The organism is Streptococcus pseudopneumoniae, from assembly GCF_001072375.1.
GTDB lineage: Bacteria > Bacillota > Bacilli > Lactobacillales > Streptococcaceae > Streptococcus > Streptococcus pseudopneumoniae_L.
In genome coordinates this window covers 1-18,796 of sequence record NZ_JVKV01000099.1, presented here as the reverse complement: position 1 = coordinate 18,796, position 18,796 = coordinate 1, and the positions used below count along the sequence as shown (strand labels likewise).

15 protein-coding genes are annotated in these 18,796 nt (G+C 35.8%); 5 read left to right on the top strand and 10 right to left on the bottom strand.

Annotated features, from left to right (window positions below):
* Nucleotides 1-4 precede the first annotated feature (4 nt).
* Genes ADH31_RS07720 through yfmF form a run of 7 tightly spaced genes read right to left on the bottom strand, consistent with a single transcriptional unit; the run spans nucleotide 5 to nucleotide 6,390 of the window.
* Nucleotides 5-799: an energy-coupling factor transporter transmembrane component T family protein gene (locus ADH31_RS07720; RefSeq protein WP_000369587.1), complete on the bottom strand. Its 795-nt coding sequence runs from the start codon at nucleotides 797-799 to the stop codon at nucleotides 5-7.
* Nucleotides 792-1,631 carry an energy-coupling factor transporter ATPase gene (locus ADH31_RS07715; RefSeq protein ID WP_049509965.1) on the bottom strand — a complete coding sequence of 280 codons (840 nt, stop codon included), beginning with the start codon at nucleotides 1,629-1,631 and terminating at the stop codon, nucleotides 792-794. Before ADH31_RS07715 ends, ADH31_RS07720 begins: the two co-directional genes overlap by 8 nt.
* A complete protein-coding gene (locus ADH31_RS07710; RefSeq protein ID WP_049509963.1) occupies nucleotides 1,616-2,443 on the bottom strand; it encodes an energy-coupling factor ABC transporter ATP-binding protein in 828 nt (275 codons plus the stop codon). Before ADH31_RS07710 ends, ADH31_RS07715 begins: the two co-directional genes overlap by 16 nt.
* Nucleotides 2,444-2,445: 2 nt before the next feature.
* A complete protein-coding gene (gene pgsA / locus ADH31_RS07705; RefSeq protein WP_049509960.1) occupies nucleotides 2,446-2,985 on the bottom strand; it encodes a CDP-diacylglycerol--glycerol-3-phosphate 3-phosphatidyltransferase in 540 nt (179 codons plus the stop codon).
* Nucleotides 2,986-2,997: 12 nt separating this feature from the next.
* Nucleotides 2,998-3,822: a cytoskeleton protein RodZ gene (gene rodZ, locus ADH31_RS07700; protein WP_075226780.1), complete on the bottom strand. Its 825-nt coding sequence runs from the start codon at nucleotides 3,820-3,822 to the stop codon at nucleotides 2,998-3,000.
* A 37-nt stretch (nucleotides 3,823-3,859) separates the two neighbouring features.
* Complete coding sequence (gene yfmH / locus ADH31_RS07695; RefSeq protein ID WP_049509956.1) at nucleotides 3,860-5,143, bottom strand: EF-P 5-aminopentanol modification-associated protein YfmH; 1,284 nt, start codon at nucleotides 5,141-5,143, stop codon at nucleotides 3,860-3,862.
* Nucleotides 5,140-6,390, bottom strand: a complete 1,251-nt coding sequence (gene yfmF, locus ADH31_RS07690; RefSeq protein WP_049509954.1) for an EF-P 5-aminopentanol modification-associated protein YfmF — start codon at nucleotides 6,388-6,390, stop codon at nucleotides 5,140-5,142. The genes yfmH and yfmF overlap by 4 nt, the downstream gene beginning before the upstream one ends.
* A gap of 161 nt (nucleotides 6,391-6,551) precedes the next feature.
* Here yfmF and yaaA point away from each other — a divergent pair, with 161 nt between their 5' ends.
* Nucleotides 6,552-6,920: a S4 domain-containing protein YaaA gene (gene yaaA, locus ADH31_RS07685; RefSeq protein WP_049509952.1), complete on the top strand. Its 369-nt coding sequence runs from the start codon at nucleotides 6,552-6,554 to the stop codon at nucleotides 6,918-6,920.
* A 2-nt stretch (nucleotides 6,921-6,922) separates the two neighbouring features.
* Nucleotides 6,923-8,014: a DNA replication/repair protein RecF gene (gene recF, locus ADH31_RS07680; RefSeq protein WP_049509950.1), complete on the top strand. Its 1,092-nt coding sequence runs from the start codon at nucleotides 6,923-6,925 to the stop codon at nucleotides 8,012-8,014.
* Between the two features lie 54 nt (nucleotides 8,015-8,068).
* Here the strand turns inward: recF and guaB are convergent, their stop codons facing one another.
* Complete coding sequence (guaB, locus tag ADH31_RS07675; RefSeq protein WP_049509948.1) at nucleotides 8,069-9,547, bottom strand: IMP dehydrogenase; 1,479 nt, start codon at nucleotides 9,545-9,547, stop codon at nucleotides 8,069-8,071.
* 162 nt (nucleotides 9,548-9,709) lie between these two features.
* Nucleotides 9,710-10,735, bottom strand: coding sequence for a tryptophan--tRNA ligase (trpS, locus tag ADH31_RS07670; protein ID WP_049509946.1), 1,026 nt, complete (start codon nucleotides 10,733-10,735; stop codon nucleotides 9,710-9,712).
* Between the two features lie 206 nt (nucleotides 10,736-10,941).
* Between trpS and ADH31_RS07665 the strand changes: the two genes are divergently transcribed.
* Together ADH31_RS07665 and ADH31_RS07660 are read left to right on the top strand one after the other, a co-directional pair.
* Nucleotides 10,942-12,564 (top strand): ATP-binding cassette domain-containing protein, encoded by a 1,623-nt coding sequence (locus tag ADH31_RS07665; protein ID WP_000958799.1) that lies wholly within the window; start codon nucleotides 10,942-10,944, stop codon nucleotides 12,562-12,564.
* 61 nt (nucleotides 12,565-12,625) lie between these two features.
* The gene (locus ADH31_RS07660; protein WP_049509944.1) at nucleotides 12,626-15,175 is read left to right on the top strand and encodes a YfhO family protein; all 2,550 of its coding nucleotides are present in this window, start codon (nucleotides 12,626-12,628) and stop codon (nucleotides 15,173-15,175) included.
* A gap of 31 nt (nucleotides 15,176-15,206) precedes the next feature.
* Here the strand turns inward: ADH31_RS07660 and ADH31_RS07655 are convergent, their stop codons facing one another.
* Complete coding sequence (locus ADH31_RS07655; RefSeq protein ID WP_049509942.1) at nucleotides 15,207-17,870, bottom strand: YhgE/Pip domain-containing protein; 2,664 nt, start codon at nucleotides 17,868-17,870, stop codon at nucleotides 15,207-15,209.
* 128 nt (nucleotides 17,871-17,998) lie between these two features.
* Between ADH31_RS07655 and ADH31_RS07650 the strand changes: the two genes are divergently transcribed.
* Complete coding sequence (locus ADH31_RS07650; RefSeq protein WP_049509941.1) at nucleotides 17,999-18,541, top strand: TetR/AcrR family transcriptional regulator; 543 nt, start codon at nucleotides 17,999-18,001, stop codon at nucleotides 18,539-18,541.
* Nucleotides 18,542-18,796: the final 255 nt, after the last annotated feature.

Genomic DNA, 18,796 nt, shown 5'->3' with positions numbered 1-18,796 from the left:
CATTCTAAGATTTTAGCAAAAATAGAATTGCACCCAATACACAAACAAATAATAGCGCTATACTGTCTCTGTTCATCCAATTTAACTGTCGATACTGGCTACGTCCATTACCACCTTGATAGCCTCTAGCTTCCATGGCTGTAGCAAGAGAATCCGCTCGTTTCAAACTGGTAGCGAACAAAGGAATCAAAATAGGAATCATAGCCTTAACTTTTTGGATTACATTTCCTTCTCCAAAATCAACACCACGCGCCTTTTGAGCATTCATAATGCGAATCGTATCATCCATTAAGGTTGGTACAAAGCGTAAACTCATAGACAACATGAGCCCAATCTCATGAACAGGCACTTTAAATCTTTTTAAAGGTCCAAGTAAGGATTCAACTGCTGTTGCCAAACTTAGTGGCATAGTCGTCAAGGTTAGCAAGGTTGAGAAAAAGATAATCAACACAAAACGACAAAAAATAATTCCTGCCTGCTCAATACCATAGCTTGTGATTTTTATAAATCCCATCTCGAACAAGACGTGACCACCAGAGATAAAGAACAGTTGAAAAAGGGTTGTAAAAGCAATCAGAAAAAACATAGACCGCAAACCTTTTATAAAAAAAGATAAGGGAACTTCTGATAAAACGACAAATATGCCTGTTGCAATGAAGAGTATGAGATTTGTAATTGGATTATTGGCCCAAAAAGCGATGATGATCAATAAAATCATTGCTACTAACTTACTACGAGGATCTAGACGATGAATAATCGAATTTCCTGGTATGTATCGACCTAAAATCATATTATCCATTGATAAACTCCTTAAACTCCTCTATCGTTATCGGCAATTGTTCGAAAGAAATTCCTCTGTCAACTAGCCTTTGAGCAAATCGTGTGATTTTAGGAACACCCAATTGGATTTTTTCCATAAATTCGACATTTTGAAAGACAAGACTTGGCTTCCCACACTTAACTAGTTTCCCTTTTTCCATCACATAAACTTGGTCAGCAAATTCGGCCACGTCATCCATAAGGTGGGTTACTAAAACAATTGTTATGCCATCTTGATGAAGCTTTTTAAACAAGGCCATCAACTCTTTTCGACCAATTGGATCCAAACCAGCTGTTGGTTCGTCTAAGACCAAAATGCTAGGCTCCATTGCCAAAATCCCAGCAATAGCAACCCTTCTCATTTGTCCACCTGAGAGTTCAAATGGACTTCGTTCAAAGAGTGATTCATCGATTCCTACTAAAGCTAGTTTTTCACGCGCAATAGCTTCTGCCTCTTCTACAGAAACTCCAAAATTTTGAGGGCCAAAAGCCACATCTTTTAGGACAGTTTCCTCAAAAATTTGATTCTCTGCAAACTGAAACACCAACCCAACTTGTTTACGAATTTGACGAATTTGCTTATTGACCGATGTTGGTGTGATCAATGTATCAAAGACACGAACACTTCCCTCTGTGGGAACTAGCAAACCATTTAAAAGCTGCAAAATTGTGGATTTCCCACTTCCTGTATGCCCAATAATAGCAGTATAGGAACCATCTTCTATGGTCAAACTGACATCTGACAAGGCAGCTGAGGCAAAGGGTGTTCCTTCCTGATAAGTATAACTAACATTGTCTAGAATAATTCCCATAAAGCCTCCTCGAGCTCCTCCTCGGTCAGGTAGTGCTCTGGTAATTTTAAGCCATTATCACGCAGTGATTGTTTTAATTGGTTGACAAAGGGTTGATCTAAGCCAATTTGATCTAAATCCGATCTAGAAAATAACTCTCTAGGAGTGCTAGTTGACTCGACTTCTCCTTTTTTCATCACCAAAACTCTGTCACTCATGGCCACCTCATCCAAATCATGCGTAATGGAGATGACTGTCATCTGATGGTCTTTGCGAATCTTCTGAACTATCTTAATCAACTCTAATCGTCCCTCAGGGTCCAACATACTTGTAGCCTCATCCAAGATTAAAATATCTGGTCGCAGAGCAACAACACCTGCAATAGCTACTCTCTGTTTCTGACCTCCTGACAAGCGGGCTGGTTCCTTTTTAGCAAATTCAGCCATTCCAACCAATGATAAAGCCTCAGAAACGCGTTTCTTCATTTCTTCAAGTGGGATTCCTTGATTTTCCAATCCAAAAGCAACGTCGTCTTCAACAGTTGCTCCTACGAATTGGTTATCAGGATTTTGAAAGACCATACCAATCTTACGTCTTTTTTCCCAGACATTTTCTGGAGTTAGGCAATCACCGTCTATCCAAATTTCTCCAGATTCAGCCTCGAGCAAACCATCAATCAAGCGAACTGTCGTTGATTTTCCACTACCATTATGACCAACGATAGACAACCATTCTCCACGTTTCACGTGAAACGAAATGTTACGAACATCATAATGTTCTTGATCTGCCTGATATCGAAAAGACAGGTCTTTTATCTCAATAATCGATTCCATATCTAACGAAAGGTTCCTTTAAACAAATATGTGCTTCCCTTGAAATAATCATAACCAGAATAAACTGTGAAGAACAAGGCAATATAAAGAGTTATCTGACCAAGAACAGTCCAGTGAAGTAGCAAGAATATAATCGCAAACATCTGACTAAATGTCTTGATTTTTCCAGGCATGGCAGCAGCTAGAACGGTACCTCCTGTTTCAACTAAGAGCAAGCGCAAACCAGTGACTGCAAGTTCACGGCAGATAATAACTGCTACCACCCAAGCTGGTGCCATCTTTAGACCGACCAACATGATAAAGGCTGACATGACCAATAATTTATCAGCCATTGGATCTGCAAATTTACCAAAATTACTAACCACTTGCCATTTTCTAGCTAAATAACCATCTAGATAATCAGTGATACTGGCAATAGCAAAAATAACTGCTGCTATTTTATGTAACACAGGAGATGGTCCAACTGATAGAAGGAGAATAAAAATCGGAATAAATAAAATTCTACCAAGCGTAAGCGTATTAGGAATATTCTCTTTTTTCATGTTATCCTTCCTTTAGTTTGAACTTAATGTTAGAGTAATCCAACCAGTTTGACCAGTTAATTTTGAAGTGTCAATTTCCTTATTATCAATTTTCACCGACACTCCTTTAACAACACCCAATGTTATGGTTACTGGAGAACCTTTAGAAATGGTTGTTTTAGCTGTTTTATTATTAGGTTCAAGAGTCACTCCTCCTGCTAAATCAGTATCCGAAACACTAATCCAGCTTGTTGCATCCGTTACAGACAACTGAAGCTCCGCAGAATCTTTAGATGTCTTATATTCCACTGATAAAGCATCTCCCTGACCTGAAACAGTCAAAGTAGTTGCCTCACTCGAACTTGATGAACTAGTAGCTTGACTACTACTTGATGCTACACTACTAGAGCTACTTGTTGAACTCACAACACTATAAGTTGCCGCAGAAGACGCAGTTGGTTGGGTTTGAATATAATTCCACACATAGTAAGTTACAAAAATTAAAATTGATAAAGAAAAAAGAACAAAGTAAAATAGCGGTAGAAATGAATTTTTCTTTCGATTAGACCGTCTACGTCCTGAAAGTTCAATCTCATCTACATCAACTTCTTCATAAGTAATCATACTTCCCGAATCATAGGCATCTAGAACGATATTTTCATCTAATTCAACAGCCCAAGCATACTTTCTCAAAAATGAACGAGCATAAAAAGTACTCGGTAGTTTGTCAAAATCATCTGACTCCATTGCCTCCAACAAATCCAGCTGAATATCTGTCTTTCTGTGCAATTCCTCTAAGCTCAGTCCTTGGTTAATTCTTGCAAGACGTAAGACCTCACCAATTGTTTTTTTTCTCATACTTAACATTCCTTCTTTCTAGTGTATTTTCTAGCGATTATATCGGGAAAATTGTACAATCAACCATATCGCTATTATCTATCAAATCATGTCCAGCCTCTAGAACATCTTCTAAAGTAATTTCCTGCAAAAGTTTAGGAAGATCAAACAGGGTAGAACCTGTATCGGTTGGATGATACTGAGTAGCAATGTATTCAAGGGAATCCATACTATGAAGAAATTCTCCATACATCTCAGTTTTTACAATATCCAAATGATCCTCAGTTACATCCTCATCTTTAACAAAATTGCGAATAGCTTTACGAAATTGATGAGAAAGTGCCACAGGTTCCTTTGTATCCATTGTTAATATCACAAAATGGAAACGAGGATCTACTTCTATTTCTAGAGACAGGGAAGCATCCAGTTTACCTGTCTCATATAATTTTTGAAATCTTTGTGAAGTCCAACCAAACATCATTGTAAACAACAATTTCAATAAAAGATGATAACGATACTGATCTCGATTTCCTATGTCTTTATTTCCTCTAATACCAATCGCTAATTTGGGAGATGCTACATCCATTCGAAAACTTTCAGTAGTCTTTACAGGATGTAAAGGTATTTTTTCTCTCTTAAACTCATGTTTTTTTTCTTGAGGATGAGATTTCTTAGCAAAATAATCTTCAAGCAGTTCAAAATCAAAATTCCCCACTAAAAAGATATTACTATTGACAGGTCTGTAAAACTCTTTAAAGTTCTCTTTTAAATCCTCCAAACAAATAGCATCAATAGAGTTTTCACTACCAACAATATCTGAAGCTAAAGGACTTTCTGGATAGAGATTTGCCAAAGTCTTGAAAAATAGACATGAATCCGGATCATCCTGATACATCTCTCTTTCCTGCTGAATGATATCCTTTTCGCGCTCCACAGATTCTTCAGTCATATTGAAAGTAGTGACAAGTTCGTCTAGTAAATCTAAACACTCTAGAACATTTTCAGAAGTCGAGAAAAGATAGCTAGTGTTCGTAAAGCTCGTAAAGGCATTACTTTCAGCACCCAACTCTGTAAAAGCTGCCATAACATCTCCAGAATCTTCTCTTTCAAAAAGCTTATGTTCTAAGAAATGAGCGATTCCTTGTGGATATTGTTGTAAGTCCTTATCATCCACTGTAAACCTTGTGTCAACAGAACCAACTTGGACACTTACAACGCCATAAACCTCGTTAAAGTCCTTTTTAGGTAGTAAAGTAACCGTCAAACCATTTTCTAAGCTAGTTTGATACAAAGTTTCTTTTACAGCAGGATAATATTTCTTTTGAAAAGTAGGTCTGGTCATTCTGCTCCTTCCATAAAATAAATAGCCTGCAACTTAAAACTGTTTGCTGCTTCACAAATTGCTTCTCTATCAACTTGTTCAAGTTTATCGATTAAAGTTTTTGTGTCAAGATTCGCCTTCCCAAAAAAAGTTGACAAATAATATTTATCGACGATAGAATCTTGATTATCCTGAGCAAGTAGTATGGATCGACGAATCATTTGTTTAGTCTGATCAATCTCCTTATCTGTAAACTTTCCATTTTTTATGTCAAGCAACTGATGATTCATCAATTTTCTTACTTTGTTTCGATTTTGCCGATCAATTCCAGCAAACAATCGTAAAAATCCACTAAAGAGATCCAAATGACTTGATACCGTATAGGCCAGGCCTTCTTTTTCTCGCACTTGGGTAAATAGTTTCGAATGAGGAAAGGCTCCTAAAAGACCATTTACAAGAAGCACTGCCATCTGTTCTTCATCACCATATGCCACTGAACTATGGTAGCCCATCTCTAAAACAGACTGTCCTAATCTCTTTCTAACAATACCTTCTCTAAGAATATTAGAATAGGGTTGCTGATATTGAATGTTTACAACTGATTTACGACCTGTTAAAGGAAATTTATGTAAAAACTCTAAAACTTCAATTTCATTAAAATCGCCTAAGAAGAAAATATCTATTTGGTCTTCTTTTAGCATTTTTTGATAGCTTGAAAAACATGTTTTTGAAGTCTCTTCTGAAATTCTAGAAATCAAATCTTTTGGAACTAGCTGCATTGATTCTTCTTGGAAAAACAATTGATCTAACTCTTTATGTGCAAAGAAGAATGGGTCTTCCAATTCTGATTCTAGCCTTGATAAGATCTGTTTTTTCTCGATGTCAAAAGCATTTTTCTCAAATCCATCCTCATCCGACAATGGTGTAAACAGAACCTGGTGCAGTAATTCTAAAATTTGAGAAGTTAATACGTTTTTCTTACTTAAAAATTCATCACGCACATAGGAAATACTCAAATCCACAAGATGACTTTGTCCTCTTCGATAGGCGTGCGCTGACAAATCAGTTCCATACAAGGTTGCTAAACGTTTTCTAAACAGTTGAGCAGTTGGATAACTTTGGTTGGCAGTTTCAAGCATACTGGCACTTAACATGCGACTTGAAATTGAATCCAAAGACAATGGAGCTGTGAAACGCACAGTAATTTTATTAGTTTTAAATTTTTTTGATTGGATAAAATGCACTGTAATTCCAGGTACTAACTCCATCTCTTACCTCCTTCTACATAGAGTTCTATTATACCATGAAAAGAGAAAATTTTCTTGTTCTCTTTACCCCTTTTAGAATTAAAATCGCTTTCATTTCTAACAAATTTACCTCTGCCATTTCAAGGTAAAATATGGTATAATACCAAAGATTGAGGTGAACTATGGAATACAAATTATTTGAAGAATTTATCACTCTCCAAGCTCTCTTGAAAGAACTTGGTATTATACACAGTGGCGGAGCTATTAAATCCTTTTTAGCTGATCATCTTGTCTATTTTAACGGTGAATTAGAAAATCGTCGTGGAAAAAAAGTAAGAATCGGAGACTCTATCGACATTCCTGACATGAAAATCCACATCATTCTGACGCAACCGAGCTTAGAAGAACAGGAAGAATATCTCCAAGAAAAACTTGAGAAAGAACGTGTGGCTAAACTTGTCAAAGAAATGAATAAGACGGTCAAAAAAAAGCCAACAAAAAAGACCCCGAAAGCTAAAACAAAAACTGCACCACGTTTCCCAGGTAGATAAGTATGTGGCTAAAAAACTTATCCATCAAGCAATTTAGAAACTATCAGGATACCGAAATTGAATTTAATCCTAAATTAAATGTATTTGTGGGGCGAAATGCTCAAGGAAAAACCAATCTCCTGGAAAGTATTTACTTTTTAGCTTTAACTAGAAGCCATCGGACAAAGACAGACAAAAATTTAATTCAATTTGAAGAAGAACAGCTTCAAGTTTCTGGAATTCTTCAAAAACGAACGGCTACTGTACCACTTGAGATTGATTTGACTCCAAAAGGTCGGATTACTAAAATAAATTACTTAAAGCAAGCTCGGCTATCTGACTATATTGGACACATGAATGTTGTTCTATTTGCACCCGAAGATTTACAACTTGTCAAAGGAGCACCAGCTATCCGACGTAAGTTTATAGATATGGAGTTAGGGCAAATCAAACCCATATACTTGTCAGATTTGTCAAGCTACAACCATGTGCTCAAACAAAGAAATACCTACTTAAAGTCAGCGAATCAGATTGACGAAACATTTTTATCTGTTCTGGATGACCAGCTAGTAGACTACGGTTGTCGGGTGATGGTCCACAGAGAAGAATTTATCAAAAAAATGGAATCTTTTGGTCGTAAAAAACACTTTGATATTTCGGACCAATTAGAAGAGTTGTCAATTCGTTATCAACCATCTGTAAACTTCACTGACAAGGAAAAACTAGCTGAATCTTTCTATGCAGCACTTCAAAAAAGTAGATCAAGAGATTTATTTAAGAAGAATACTGGAGTTGGTCCTCATCGGGACGATATAATTTTCTTAATCAATGGAATGGACGCAAACTTTGGAAGTCAAGGGCAACATCGTAGTCTGGTTTTATCTATAAAACTTGCAGAAATAGAACTGATGGAGAGTATCACTAAGGAATCTCCCATTCTTTTGCTTGACGATGTTATGAGTGAACTTGACAATACTCGTCAACTTAAATTATTAGAAATTATATCTCAAAATATTCAAACCTTTATTACAACAACTAGTTTAGAGCATCTTCAAAACTTACCAGATAATCTCAGTATATTTACTGTAAAGAATGGCCAATTATCTGTAAACTGATATTTACATTAGTGTAAAAAATAAAAAATCTCCTGTTTTACAGGAGATTTTTTACTACATTGAGTAGTTTGGTGCTTCATTTGTGATTTGCACATCGTGTGGATGGCTTTCTTTTAGACCGGCACCTGACATTTCGATAAATTGAGCATTGTCATGCAATTCTTTAAGGTTAGCTGCACCACAGTAACCCATACCAGATCGGATACCACCAATCATTTGGAATACGATATCAGCTGCTGCTCCTTTATATGCAACACGTCCTTCAATTCCTTCTGGAACGAGTTTATTTGCTTCATTGACAGAGCCTTGGAAGTAACGGTCGCTTGAACCTTTCTTCATTGCAGCGATTGAACCCATACCACGGTATGTCTTGAACTTACGTCCTTGGAAGATTTCAGTTTCTCCTGGAGCTTCATCTGTTCCTGCAAACATTGATCCAAGCATTACTGCATTTCCACCAGCAGCAAGGGCTTTAACAATATCTCCAGAATACTTGATTCCACCATCAGCAATGATTGTTTTGCCATATTCACGTGCAACGGCTGCTGCATCATAGATAGCTGTAACTTGTGGAACTCCCACACCTGCGATAACACGAGTTGTACAGATTGAACCTGGCCCAATACCAACTTTAACAACGTCAACTCCTGCATCATAAAGGGCACGGGCTCCTTCAGCAGTAGCGATATTTCCAGCAATCAGTGTACGGTCTGGGAAATGGGCACGGATTTCAGCGATTTTACGAAGAACCCCTGCAGAGTGTCCGTGTGCTGTATCGATGACAATTGCATCTGCTCCTGCTTCAAAGAGGGCTTCAGCACGTTCAAAAGTATCAGAAGTTACACCTACCGCACCAGCAACTAGAAGACGACCAAACTCATCTTTAGCTGCATTTGGAAACTCAATCACTTTTTCAATATCTTTAATCGTGATCAAGCCAGAAAGACGACCTTCTTCATCAACCAAAGGAAGTTTTTCAATACGGTGTTCTTGAAGAATGCTCTCAGCTGTTTCAAGATCTGTTCCAACAGGAGCAGTAACAAGATTCTCACTGGTCATATGATTTGAAATTGGTTGATTGTAATTTGAAATAAAACGAAGGTCTCGGTTTGTTAAAATACCAACCAATTTACGATTTTCAAGAGTTTCAACCACTGGAACACCACTGATACGGTAACGTCCCATGAGTTCATCTGCCTCTGCAATTGTATGCTCTGGAGTCAAGAAGAATGGATCAATGATAACACCATTTTCAGAACGTTTTACCTTACGAACTTCATCTGCCTGCTGTTCAATAGACATGTTTTTATGGATAACACCTAGACCACCTGCACGCGCAATTGCAATGGCCATTTGGCTTTCTGTTACAGTATCCATGGCTGCTGTAATAATTGGGATATTTAAAGTCAGATTATCTGCCAATTTTGTAGTTAAATCCGCATCATTAGGCAACACATGACTCTCTGCCGGAATAAGCAATACATCATCAAAGGTAAAACCTTTTTTCAAAAATTTAGTGTCCCAATTAGACATTGAAGTTTCCTCTTTTCTTTCTTTTGGAGCTTAACGCTTTTTGTATTGTATCTATCATACCATTCTATGAAAATTTGTCAATTATATTGATAATAGATAATGTAAAAAAACTATCCCTTTAATTTTAAAGAAGAGATAGTTTTAGAGTTCGTATTTTATCGATTAATGAAAGTAATTTAGACCCATTGCTGATTTTACTTCTGATAGCGTTTGACCAGCAACTTCTCGAGCTTTTTCACTACCTTTTTGAAGCATATTATACACTTCACCCATATCTTTAGCATATTCTAGGCGACGTTCACGGATTGGACCAAGTTCACGGTCTAGGATTTCAAGTAGATACCGTTTTGTCTTAACATCACCTAAACCTCCACGTTGATAATGCTCTTTCATGACAGCAATTTCTTGAGCATCTTCAGGACGTCCGAAAACATCTAAGTAATGGAAGACCATATTTCCTTCAATCTTACCTGGATCCTCAACACGAATGTGATCTGGATCTGTATACATACTCATTACTTTCTTACGCAAGGTATCTTCATCATCTGACAAGTAGATACCATTATTAAGCGATTTAGACATTTTGGCATTTCCATCAAGACCAGGTAAGCGACCTGCTCCTTCATTTTCAGGATAAATTCCTTCCGGTTCTACTAAAACATCACAATTATAGGCATGGTTGAATGAACGTACAATCTCACGCGTTTGTTCAATCATCGGTTTTTGGTCTGTACCTACAGGAACATAGTTAGCCTTAAAAGCTGTGATATCTGCTGCTTGAGCAATTGGATAAACTAAAAATCCAGTTGGAATACTTTCTCCAAATCCTTTCTGAGCAATTTCTGTCTTTACAGTAGGATTACGCTCCAGACGAGCCAAAGACACTAGATTCATGTAATACATAGACAACTCTGCCAATTCTGGAATTTGACTTTGAATGAAAATCGTTGATTTGTTAGGATCCAATCCCACTGCAAGATAGTCCAAAGCAACATTCCCAATAGACTCTACAATAGTTTGTGGATCTTTTGCATGGTCAGTTAAAGCTTGCTGGTCAGCCAAAAAAACAAACATGTCATATTTATCTTCTTGCTGTAATAAGACACGATTTTTTAAGCTACCAACGTAGTGCCCAATATGTAATTTCCCCGTTGGACGATCTCCTGTTAAAATAATGGGTTTATTCATCTTATTCTCCTTTGATATAGTCCTTTCAATTATAGCATTTTTTTGATAAAAAGACAGGTAATTTTTTTTATCAAATAATTACGATTTCAACTCCTTGACTGTAAACTATCTGTAAACATTCTTTACAAATAATTGACAGATAAAAATTTGAATATTTGCTGATTTTCTAGTAGAATTAGAGTATTACATATAATAGGAGAAAAAAATTGCTAACAGTATCTGATGTTTCACTACGTTTTAGTGATCGCAAACTTTTTGATGAGGTCAACATCAAATTTACAGAAGGAAACACCTATGGTTTAATTGGTGCTAATGGTGCAGGTAAATCAACATTTTTAAAAATCTTAGCTGGTGATATCGAACCTACAACTGGTCATGTTTCTCTTGGACCTGATGAACGTCTTTCTGTGCTTCGTCAAAATCACTTTGACTACGAGGATGAACGTGTTATTGATGTTGTTATCATGGGTAATGAAAAACTATACAATATCATGAAAGAAAAAGATGCTATCTATATGAAAGCAGACTTTACTGATGAAGATGGAGTTCGTGCAGCTGAGCTTGAAGGTGAATTTGCTGAACTAGGTGGTTGGGAAGCTGAGAGTGAAGCTTCACAACTCTTGCAAAACTTGAATATACCTGAAGATCTTCATTACCAAAATATGAGTGAACTTGCAAATGGAGACAAAGTGAAAGTACTCCTTGCTAAAGCTCTATTTGGTAAACCAGATGTCCTTCTTTTGGATGAGCCGACCAACGGTCTTGATATCCAATCTATTACTTGGTTAGAAGATTTCTTGATTGATTTTGATAACACCGTTATTGTCGTATCCCATGACCGTCACTTCTTGAACAAAGTATGTACTCACATGGCCGACCTTGACTTTGGAAAAATCAAACTCTATGTCGGAAACTACGACTTCTGGAAAGAATCTTCTGAGCTTGCTGCTAAATTGCTAGCAGACCGTAATGCTAAAGCAGAAGAAAAAATTAAGCAATTACAAGAATTCGTTGCTCGTTTCTCTGCTAATGCTTCTAAATCAAGACAAGCAACATCACGTAAGAAAATGCTTGATAAGATTGAACTTGAAGAAATTGTGCCATCTAGTCGTAAATATCCATTTATCAACTTTAAAGCTGAACGTGAAATCGGAAACGATCTCTTGACAGTAGAAAATCTATCTGTCAAGATTGATGGTGAAACTATTCTTGACAACATCAGCTTTATCTTGCGTCCAGGTGACAAGACAGCTCTTATCGGTCAAAACGACATTCAAACAACTGCATTGATTCGTGCGATCATGGGTGATATCGACTATGAAGGAACTGTCAAGTGGGGGGTTACAACTAGTCGCTCTTACTTACCAAAAGACAATTCAGCTGATTTTGCTGGGAGTGAATCTATCCTTGACTGGCTCCGTCAATTTGCAAGTAAAGAAGAAGATGACAATACCTTCTTGCGTGGTTTCCTTGGTCGTATGCTCTTCTCTGGAGATGAGGTTAACAAACCTGTAAACGTCTTGTCAGGAGGAGAAAAGGTGCGCGTGATGCTATCGAAACTCATGCTTTTGAAATCAAATGTTCTAGTACTTGACGATCCTACTAATCACTTAGATTTGGAATCTATTTCAAGTTTGAACGATGGATTGAAAAACTTCAAAGAATCAATCATCTTCGCCAGTCATGACCATGAATTCATTCAAACATTGGCTAACCACATTATTGTCCTATCTAAAAACGGTGTAATCGACCGTATCGATGAAACCTATGATGAATTCTTAGAAAATGCTGAAGTACAAGCAAAAGTCAAAGAACTTTGGAAAGACTAAATAATACTTTAAAACTCAGTTGGATTAACCAACTGAGTTTTCTATCATTCTATGAGGTAACATGAAAACATTTTTTAAAAACTATTGGACCTATTTTATTTCTTTCATCATTCCCCTAGTAATTATGTCAGGAGTCTATCTTTCTCAAGGTATCTACTGGAACAGTGATACTTCACCTTTATTAGGGGATGGATTTCATCAATATGTTATTTTTGATCTAAATCTTCGTAATATTTTACATGGGAGTGATAGTCTATTTTATACTTTTACCAGTGGTCTAGGTCTCAATTTTTATGCCTTGTCCAGTTATTACCTTGGTAGTTTTCTATCTCCTCTTGTTTATTTTTTTGATGTATCAAGCATGCCAGATGCAGTCTATCTGTCAACCTTGTTGAAATTTGGCTTGATAGGTCTGTCAACCTTTTTTAGCTTGAGTAAAATATTCAAAAATATACCTGCCCTACTTCGATTAGCTCTATCTACCTCATATGCATTAATGAGCTTTACAGTTAGTCAACTTGAGATTAAAACCTGGTTAGATGTTTTTATTTTAATCCCCTTAATTTTAAGTGGTTTACATCTACTCATAACGGAAAAAAAACGTATTCTATACTTTACAAGTTTGTCAATATTATTTATCCAAAACTACTATTTTGGATATATGACTGCCCTGTTTTTGGTAGTTTGGTATTTTTGCCAACTTTCCTGTGATTTTAAAAGTCGCAAGTTCTCTTTCCTTGATTTTTTCCTAACATCCTTACTCGCTGGTTTAACAAGTTTCATCATGACACTCCCAACCTTGTTTGACTTAAGAACTCATGGTGAAAAACTAACCGCTATTACAAAAATAAAAACAGATGCCAGTTGGTATCTAGATCTATTTGCTAAACAATTTATTGGTGCTTTCGATACAACTAAATATGGTTCTATCCCAATGATTTTTGTTGGCCTCCTTCCTTTCATCTTAACAATTGTATTCTTTACATTAAAATCAATTAAGTTTCACGTGAAACTATGCTATGCAACTCTACTCATTATCATCATTGCTAGTTTTTATCTAGAAGCCTTAGATTTATTTTGGCAAGGAATGCACGCACCAAATATGTTTCTTCATCGCTATGCTTGGATTTTCTCTACTCTCTTGATTTATATTTCAGCAGAAGTTTTAAATAGATTTAAGGATATTAAGTTATGGAATATTTTATTCTCAATGACCTTCCTTTTATTTGGCTATCTGGCAACCATTTATTTTAAAAATCATTATTCATTTTTAACTAAATTAAATATACTCTTAACGCTTGAATTCTTAGTGGTATACTTGCTATTGTTACTGGCATTTATCCGAAAGATGATTTCACCAAAAATCTTTTCAATCCTTATTTTGATCTTTACAATAAGTGAAATTAGTTTTAATGCTTCATCTCAACTAAATGGAATTACGAAAGAATGGGGATTTGCTTCTCGTAGTACCTATGATAAAGATATTCCAAGTATGGAAGCTATTTTGGAGTATACCAAACAGCAACCAGATACATTTACACGAACTGAAAAGTTACAAACTCAAACTGGAAACGATAGCATGAAATTTAACTACAATGGCATCTCACAATTTTCATCTGTTCGTAATCGTTCTGCAAGTACAACGTTAGATAAGTTGGGTTTTAAATCTTCAGGTACCAACCTTAATCTTCGTTATGCAAATAATACTATCATTGCAGATAGTTTATTTGGAATCAGCTACAATATTTCTGAAACCTATCCAGATAAATATGGTTTTCATCCAAGCTATCAAAAAGATAATCTAACCCTTTATAAAAATCAATTCGCTCTCCCAATTGCTTTTGCTACACAGTCTCTTTACAAAGATGTCACTTTTAATGACCATACTCTTGATAACCAAACTCAATTTTTAAATCAAATTGCTGGCTTAAATGAAGAGTACTTTTATCCGATAAATCATTATACAGACTCTGATGACAATGTTGTCAATCTAAACGGAACTGATACTGAAGATGCAACTATCAGCTACAGCATTGAAGTACCTGATAATAGTCAGGTTTACCTTTCCATGACCAAGCTAAATTTTTCAAACGATAAGAAAAAGCAAGTTGACATCATTGTCAATGGTGAAAAAAAATCCTTTACCACAGATAATGTTTTTACATTTTTTAATCTTGGATATGCAGAACATAAACAAACTTTTGATATCCAGGTTAAGTTCCCAGGAAATGCTCAAGTATCATTTGAATCTCCAACTTTCTATCGCTTAGATACTAAGAAATATACGGAGGCAATACGCAAAATAAAAGAAAATCCAGTAGAAGTGAGCTCTTATAAAAATAAAGTCACTGTAAATTATAAGGTAAAGAATGAGACATCGATCTTTTTCACAATTCCTTACGACCGAGGATGGTCTGCTTACCAAAATGGTAAAAAATTACAAATTCAACAGGCACAAACTGGATTTATGAAAATTGATGTTCCTGAAGGTGAAGGAACTATTACCCTTTCCTTTATTCCAAAAGGATTTGTTGCTGGTGCAAGTTGTTCTCTTATAGCCATTATTGTCTTTATTTTTTATGATATTCAAAGAAAAAAATATTCTAGATAAAAAAACAATCGACCGAATTGGTCGATTGTTTTTAGTCTTCTTCAGCTTTTTTAGGTTGATAGGCTAGCATTCCTAAAGCAACAAAAATCATTATTGTAAAGATAAGGAAAATAATCTGACTATGAATATTACCTGTCATAGAAATGGTTTGTCGAAGACCTGAAACTGAATAACTCATAGGTAACCATGGATTAATAGTTTTAAAGAATTGATTCGTCAAAGCTAAAGGATAAGTTCCTGCACTTGATGCTAATTGAAGGAGTAATAAAATTAAGGAGAAGAAAGCGCCTAGGCGAGAATTCCAGGTTGTCAATGCTGTTACCATCGCCATAAAAGCAAGACTGGTTAAAATGATCAAAGCTAAAGTTTTGAATTCATGAACTGCAGTCAGTCCGATTAAATGTACCCCACCATAAACTAATACTCCTGCCAAACCAGCAATGATACCGTTAATTTCAAAGCGAGACTTAAACCAAGCCCAGCGACTTTCTGGATGGCGCCCAGAAGGCAATTTAGCAAAAATCATATTAGTTGAAATAGCAGCAACAAAAAGAGCAACTGATATCATATATGGAGCCATGGCAATTCCATTAACTGCTACTTGATCCTTATCAGTTTTTGAAAGACTTAGAGGATCAGCTAGTAAATCTGCATTTGTTGGTTCAGTTGAAGCCTGTTTCAATTGTCCCTCAGCCTCTGTCAAACCTTGATTTAATTGACTTGAACCATCACTTAATTTTCCAAGTCCTGATTGTAGAATTTCTGATCCTTGAGCAAGTTGATCTGCTCCACTAGCTATTTTTTCAGAACCATTAGATAGTTGATTTGCACCAGAAACTAGCTGGTCTGATTTATCAGCTAATTGTTGAGATCCCGCTTGTAATTGATTAAATCCAGCGGTTAAATCTGATGTTTTATTATTTACTTGGTTGACACCTGATGCAAGTTTATCAATTCCTGTTGCTAATTCTGGTGCATTCTCTGCTAACTTAGCAGTAGCACCTGTCAATGTTGAAGATTTTTCTGTCAACTGATTAGAACCTTGTAGCAACTTATTGAAACTTCCTGTCAAGTTCGAATTTTTCGAACTCAACTGACTTGCTCCTAAAGCTACTTGGTCTACAGATTTTGTATAGCTGTCAATGCCAGATTCAAGAGTTTGACTAGCTGGCAATAACTGACCATTAATTGCTGTTTGAACCTGTGTTAATCCACTTGACAAACTTGTCAATGTTGAAGAAGCAGTTGGTAATAATTGACTTGAGTGATTCTTTAATTGAGTTAGACTATCTGTTTGAGTGGTTACATTTTCTAAAGAAGATTGTAACGTTTGAACTGTAGTTAAAATTGTTCGTGCTGACTCACTAGTAGAAGATGATGGATTAGAAACCACAGAAGTTATCTCTGCCTGTTGGTCAGGAGTTAAGCTTTGATAAGCACTAGTAGATTGAATAGCTGATAAAGTAGTTTCTTTTTCAGATTGATTTGAAGTAATGATGCTTTGTGCTGAATTTGCAATCGTTGATAGACTACTAGAAAGCTGGTTTGTTACTTGTGTTATCTCTCCACTATCTGCTGTTTGAATATTTTGAATAGCTTGATTAAATTGCTCTAAACTAGTTGCTAATTGTTTAATCTGATCTTTTTGTTGGTTTGCCCCATCTAATTGAGTAGAAAGTTCTTGAATACCTTGATTAAGTTTTGTTAATCCTGTACGTAGAGTCTCTGATTTAGTAGAAATCTGATTTGCACCTGATGATAGACTTTGAACTCCATTTGTATAAGTATCAATACCAAGTGAAAATTGATTTAATCCTGAATTTAATTGAGAAACACCACCTGTATAGGCTTGTGTGCCTGAATCAAGTTGAGTCAATCCTGATACCAGTGCCGGTGTCTGTGAATTCAGTTGGTTTAATCCATTGTCGATTTGTGAAATAGCGCTGGTATATTGATTTAAACCAGTATTAAAATTACCAAGACCAAGATTTAACTGATTTACACCAGCTGTATAGGTTCCTAAACCTGTAGATAATTGATCAGCACCATTAGAAAATGTGAGACTTGATTGAGCTAAGGTTTGAAGATTGGTCGTTAAGGTTTGACTCCCATCCGAAAGCTGATTCGAACCATCAGCCAACTGTAAACTTGCATTTGCAGATTGAGATAAACCAATTTTTAAATCACCCATCTTTTTAAATAAAGCTTTAGTATAAGATTGAGTAACATTAGTAGCCACAGTCTGTTTGATTTGTGTCATGGCAGAATCACTCATCTTGCTTGCAATAAAACTATGACCACTTGATGTCTGATAGTCAATCGTCATCTGTTCAGGATGATTTGTAAGGATAGAAGAAGCTTTCTCAGAAAGATTACTTGGCAACGTTACGACCATGTAATAATCTCTATCCCGCAGGCCTCTTTCTCCCTCACCTTCATCTACAAAATGAAAATCAAGGCTATTACTATCTTTTAAATTAGACACCATGTCTTCACCAATAGTGAATTTTTCATCATTATAAGTAGCAGCTTGATCCTTATTAACAATTGCTACAGGTAACTCCGAAAGTTTACCATATGGATCCCACATTGATGATAAGAAAATGATATTGTAAAGAGCTGGAATTAAGGAAATTCCTATCATGACAATAATAAATGTCGGTTTTTTAAAGATTGCTTTCCATTCTTTAAACATATTGTCTCCTTTTTTAAACTACTTGTCTAAATTTTTGATATAATAGATTATACATAAAAAAATTAAAAAGACAAGATAAAAAAACTATTTTTGAACACATTGTCTAAAAATGTTCATCTGGAGGGAACATGCAAGAAAGTAATAAACGATTAAAAACCAAACGTATTATAGAAAATGCAATGGTAGATTTATTGATGGAACAACCATTCGATCAGATTACAACTGTTAAATTAGCACAAAAAGCTGGAATTAGCCGCTCCAGTTTCTATACTCATTACAAAGATAAATACGATATGATTGAACATTACCAAAGTAAACTATTTCATACCTTCGAATATATCTTTCAAAAACATGCTAATCACAAACGAAATGCTATTCTAGAAGTATTTGAATACTTAGAATCAGAGCCACTTCTAGCAGCTCTTTTATCCGAAAATGGAACCAAGGAAATTCAAAATTTCTTGAGAAATAAACTTCACATCCTACTGAGCACAGACCTTCAAAAACGTTTTATGCAACTCAAACTAAATGAAATAGAATTAGAATACAGTAGCGTCTACCTGACAAATGCTCTCTTTGGAGTCTGTCAAACCTGGATTGCCCACGGAAAAAAAGAAAGTCCACAAGAAATCACGGACTTTTTAATGAAAATGTTAAGGGATACAAATTAATAAAAAAGCTCTATAATATTTATAGGAAATCACCCCCCTATGAATATTATGGAGCCTATTTTGTTATTCTTATTAGGCTAAGGTAATACAATTTCCTTAGTTTTATTTTCGGACACAAATCATTATCTATCCGTATGTTAGGTATGCCTCCCCTCATTACATCGGACAAAGAATCAAAAAAGGAACACCAAATTAGTGTTCCTTTCATCTGACTCCGCCAGTAGGACTCGAACCTACGACATCATGATTAACAGT

Coding starts and splice junctions, on each gene's coding strand:
- ADH31_RS07720 (WP_000369587.1), bottom strand. CDS start 799: ATGGATAATATGATTTTAGGTCGATACATACCAGGAAATTCGATTATT.
- ADH31_RS07715 (WP_049509965.1), bottom strand. CDS start 1,631: ATGGGAATTATTCTAGACAATGTTAGTTATACTTATCAGGAAGGAACA.
- ADH31_RS07710 (WP_049509963.1), bottom strand. CDS start 2,443: ATGGAATCGATTATTGAGATAAAAGACCTGTCTTTTCGATATCAGGCA.
- pgsA (WP_049509960.1), bottom strand. CDS start 2,985: ATGAAAAAAGAGAATATTCCTAATACGCTTACGCTTGGTAGAATTTTA.
- rodZ (WP_075226780.1), bottom strand. CDS start 3,822: ATGAGAAAAAAAACAATTGGTGAGGTCTTACGTCTTGCAAGAATTAAC.
- yfmH (WP_049509956.1), bottom strand. CDS start 5,143: ATGACCAGACCTACTTTTCAAAAGAAATATTATCCTGCTGTAAAAGAA.
- yfmF (WP_049509954.1), bottom strand. CDS start 6,390: ATGGAGTTAGTACCTGGAATTACAGTGCATTTTATCCAATCAAAAAAA.
- yaaA (WP_049509952.1), top strand. CDS start 6,552: ATGGAATACAAATTATTTGAAGAATTTATCACTCTCCAAGCTCTCTTG.
- recF (WP_049509950.1), top strand. CDS start 6,923: ATGTGGCTAAAAAACTTATCCATCAAGCAATTTAGAAACTATCAGGAT.
- guaB (WP_049509948.1), bottom strand. CDS start 9,547: ATGTCTAATTGGGACACTAAATTTTTGAAAAAAGGTTTTACCTTTGAT.
- trpS (WP_049509946.1), bottom strand. CDS start 10,735: ATGAATAAACCCATTATTTTAACAGGAGATCGTCCAACGGGGAAATTA.
- ADH31_RS07660 (WP_049509944.1), top strand. CDS start 12,626: ATGAAAACATTTTTTAAAAACTATTGGACCTATTTTATTTCTTTCATC.
- ADH31_RS07655 (WP_049509942.1), bottom strand. CDS start 17,870: ATGTTTAAAGAATGGAAAGCAATCTTTAAAAAACCGACATTTATTATT.
- ADH31_RS07650 (WP_049509941.1), top strand. CDS start 17,999: ATGCAAGAAAGTAATAAACGATTAAAAACCAAACGTATTATAGAAAAT.